This is a genomic window from Xanthomonas sp. SHU 308 (genome assembly GCF_000364645.1).
In the GTDB taxonomy this organism is placed as follows: Bacteria; Pseudomonadota; Gammaproteobacteria; order Xanthomonadales; family Xanthomonadaceae; genus Xanthomonas_A; species Xanthomonas_A sontii.
This window is the reverse complement of the sequence record NZ_AQOK01000357.1, coordinates 1-3,710: the sequence shown is the minus strand read 5'-3', so window position 1 is coordinate 3,710 and position 3,710 is coordinate 1. Positions and strand designations below refer to the sequence as shown.

At 70.7% G+C, this 3,710-nt stretch carries 3 protein-coding genes and 1 pseudogene; 1 reads left to right on the top strand and 3 read right to left on the bottom strand.

Translation table 11 applies throughout. The features are described 5' to 3' along the window. Positions 1–176: 176 nt before the first annotated feature. Complete coding sequence (locus tag D588_RS0112425) at positions 177–1,430, top strand: multifunctional CCA addition/repair protein (RefSeq protein WP_017916220.1); 1,254 nt, start codon at positions 177–179, stop codon at positions 1,428–1,430. A 16-nt stretch (positions 1,431–1,446) separates the two neighbouring features. Here the strand turns inward: D588_RS0112425 and D588_RS0112420 are convergent, their stop codons facing one another. From D588_RS0112420 to D588_RS27250, 3 genes and pseudogenes are all read right to left on the bottom strand, one after another. Continuing rightward, entirely contained in the window at positions 1,447–2,319 is an 873-nt protein-coding gene (locus tag D588_RS0112420) for a hypothetical protein (RefSeq protein WP_017916219.1), read from the bottom strand. Between the two features lie 79 nt (positions 2,320–2,398). Next, positions 2,399–3,544, bottom strand: coding sequence for an N-acetylglucosamine-6-phosphate deacetylase (nagA, locus tag D588_RS0112415; RefSeq protein WP_017916218.1), 1,146 nt, complete (start codon positions 3,542–3,544; stop codon positions 2,399–2,401). Beyond that, positions 3,544–3,710 (bottom strand): annotated as a pseudogene (locus tag D588_RS27250) (iron dicitrate transport regulator FecR); the annotation flags it as partial. The gene nagA and the pseudogene D588_RS27250, both read right to left, overlap by 1 nt.

The window sequence follows — 3,710 nt, the reverse complement described above, 5'->3', positions numbered from 1 at the left end:
TTTGTGTGTACGGCCGCCGATGCGGCGGCCGGGAATCGGGAATAGAGAATGGGGAATCGCAACGGCGCACCGCGCGCAACCGCGCCGAACATTGGGTCAACACGCCAGCGCGACATCAGGCGAAGGGAATCTGCTTTTACCATTCCCGATTCCCGACTCCCCATTCCCAGCCCCCAATGAACATCTACCTCGTCGGCGGCGCCGTCCGCGACGCCTTGCTCGGTCAACCGCCCGGCGACCGCGACTGGGTGGTGGTCGGCGCCAGCGCGCAGCAGATGCTGGAGCTGGGCTACAAGCAGGTCGGGCGCGATTTCCCGGTGTTCCTGCATCCGCGCAGCGGCGAGGAGTACGCGCTGGCGCGCACCGAGCGCAAGGCCGGGCGCGGTTATCACGGCTTCGTGGTGCAGGCCGATCCGTCGGTGACGCTGGAAGAGGATCTGCAGCGGCGCGACTTCACCATCAACGCCATCGCCCGCGACGAGGCCGATGGGCGTCTGGTCGACCCCTATGGCGGCGCGCGCGATCTCGAGCAGCGGGTGCTGCGCCACGTTGGCCCGGCCTTCGCCGAGGATCCGCTGCGGGTGCTGCGCGCGGCGCGGTTCATGGCGCGGCTGGCGCCGCTGGGATTCGTCGTCGCGCCCGAGACCATGGAGCTGATGCGCACGATGGCCGCCGGCGGCGAACTGGAAACGCTGGTGCCCGAACGTGTCTGGCAGGAACTGCGGCGCAGCCTGGCCTCGGCGCAGCCCTCGGCGTTCCTGCGCACGCTGCGCGAGGCCGACGCGCTGCGCTGGGTGCTGCCGGAGCTGGACGCGCTGTACGGGGTGCCGCAACGCGCCGAGTACCACCCCGAGGTCGACACCGGGCGCCACCAGGAGCTGGTCAGCGACATGGCCGCACGGCTGGCGCCGGGCGATGCGCTGATCGGCTTCGCCGCGCTGACCCACGACCTGGGCAAGGCACTGACGCCGCCGGAGGAATGGCCGCGCCACCTGATGCACGAGCAACGCGGCCTGGCGCCGCTGCGCACGCTGAGCGAACGCCTCAAGGTGCCGCAGGAGCACCGGCAACTGGCCGAGATCGCCTGCCGCGAGCATCTGAACGTGCATCGCCTGGCCGAATTGCGCGACCGCACCGTGCACGAACTGCTGCAGCGCTGCGACGGCTTCCGCAAGCCCGAGCGCGTCGCGCAGTTGGCCACGGTGTGCGAGGCCGACAAGCGCGGCCGTCTCGGCAGCGAGGACGCCGATTACCCGCAGGGCCGCACGCTGCAGCATTTGCATGCGGCGGCGCTGGCGGTGAACGCGCGCGACCTGGCGGCGCAGGGCCTGAGCGGCCCGCAGATCGGCGAGGCGCTGGCCAAGGCGCGGATCGCGGCGATCGCCGCGGCGCGGCCGTCGGCAACGCGGTCGGGAGAGCACGCGGGCTAGTGTTCTGCTGCCACCATCAAGGTTCGTGCGCCCGCAGCTCGCGGAATCCCGAATCGATCGCGGACGGGTCGGCGAACTCCACCCGCAGGCCCTTGGCGGCAAGCGCGAGTACCTCAGCGTCATCGACGGCGGTGCCGCTCAAGCGCGCGATCAGCGGACCCAGCACCGCGGTGGCGAACGCGCGGGACAACGCTGCGCGACACGCCAGATCGGAGACATCCGCGGCGATGGCGCTGGCCGCCGCCAGGTGCTTCTCGAAATCTCGCGAGGGCTCGAAGAAGGTGGCGACTAACATGCCGACCCCAGGTTGCCCGACCGCCATCAGGCCATAGGGGGCGAACATGTACATGGCACGCCCATTTTCCTCGGGCAGGCCCATCTCGCTGGCCCCGAACAGATGCGCGATCACGAGCCGACCGCTCTGCCATGGCAGCCGCACGAGGCTTCCTTCCCTGACGTAGGCGCCGTTCTTCCACGCCGCGAAACCGGCACGAAACGCCTTCAGGAGCACGCCGGCGACATGCGGGTTGAACCCGGCAGGTGCGGCCGGATGCCGGGAATTTTCGGCAAATCGCCGGTGCAGCAACATCATTCCCACCGACAGCTTCATCAACCACAGATGCGCTTCATCGTCCGCGACCGCGGACCAGTCCTCCGACAGGCGCTGTTCCAGCCGTCCGAACTGGGCGTTGGCCTGCGGATCGGCAGGCGCCTTGAAATCGCAGAGCCTGGCGAAGCTGCCGGCATCGCCGAGCAACACCCGGCCCGCAGCTTGATGGCGTTGCGCCAGCCAGCGCGGAATCACATGCTCGCCGGCGCCTGACACCGAGATCCCGGTGAAGAGGCAGGCCGCGTCCATCGGCTCGTCGAGATAGCGGCTCGGTTCCATGCATCACCGCCTGCGTTGTCAGCGACTACCACTGTACAACGCGCACGGCAGCACGCGCGCGCAGCCGGAGCGCCGCCGGCTACTCCATCGCGCCCGCGATCCAGGTATGCCGGACCTGCAACGCATCGTCCAGCAGCACCAGGTCGGCCTGATAGCCGGGCGCGATGTGGCCGTAGCGGTGGTCCAGGCCCACGCACTGCGCCGGGTACAGCGAGGCCATGCGCGCAGCTTCTTCCAGCGGCACGCCCAGCCACTGCACGCTGTTGCGCACCGCGCTGGCCATGTCCAGCGCCGAGCCGGCCAGGGCACCGGCGGCGTTGCGCACCACGCCGTCGATGGCGGTGATGGTTTCGCCGTACAGGTCGAACGCGGGGCTGTCGGCGCCGACCATCGGCATCGCATCGGTGACCAGGAACACGGTGCCGCGCGGCTTGGCCGCCAGCGCCACGCGCAGGCTGGCCGGATGCACGTGCACGCCGTCGACGATCACCCCGCACCAGGCGTTGCGGTCTTCCAGCGCCGCACCGACCACGCCGGGATCGCGTCCCTGCAGCGGAGTCATGGCGTTGTACAGATGGGTGAAGCCGCAGATGCCGGCGTCCAGCCCGGCGCGGGTCTCTTCGTAGCTGGCGGCGGTGTGGCCGGCGAACACGCGCGCACCGGCCGCGGCCAGGCTGCGGATGCTGGCCGCCGGCACGCGTTCCGGTGCCAGGGTGATCAGGGTGACGCCGTTGTCCAGCGAGGCGGCCATGGCCAGTTCGTCGGCGTCGGGCACGCGGAACTTGTCGGCGTTGTGGGTGCCCTTGCGCGCCGGCGCCAGGTACGGCCCTTCCAGGTGGATGCCGAGCACGCCCGGCACCCCCTCGGCGATGGCCTGGCGGGTGGCGGCGATCGCCGCGCGCATCACCTCCACGTCGTCGCTGATCAGCGTCGGCAGGTAGCCGGTGGTGCCGTAGCGGCGATGGCCCTGGCCGATGCGGCGCAGCGCCTCGACGTCGGTGCGGTTGTTGAACAGCACGCCGCCGCCGCCGTTGACCTGCAGGTCGATGAAGCCCGGCAGCAGGCTGCCGCCGCCCAGGTCGTGCTGCACCGGCGCTGCCGCCACGCGCGGATCGGCGTCGTCGAGCAGGGCGAGGATGCGCCCGCCCTCCAGCAGCACGCTGACGCCGTCGAGAAACCCGTCCTCGCCGAGCACGCGCGCGTTGCGCAGCGCCACCGTGGTCATCAGACGGTCTCCGTCACTTTGTTCAGATGCGGCGGCAGGTCCGGGTTGTAGCCACGGCGCAGCGCCAGGGCGTTGATCGCACGGTAGAAGCTCTGGATCGCCAGCAGCGGCGCGCACGCCGGGTGCGGCGCGGCGACCAGCGGCAGGTCGCCGCCGGCGCTGGCCA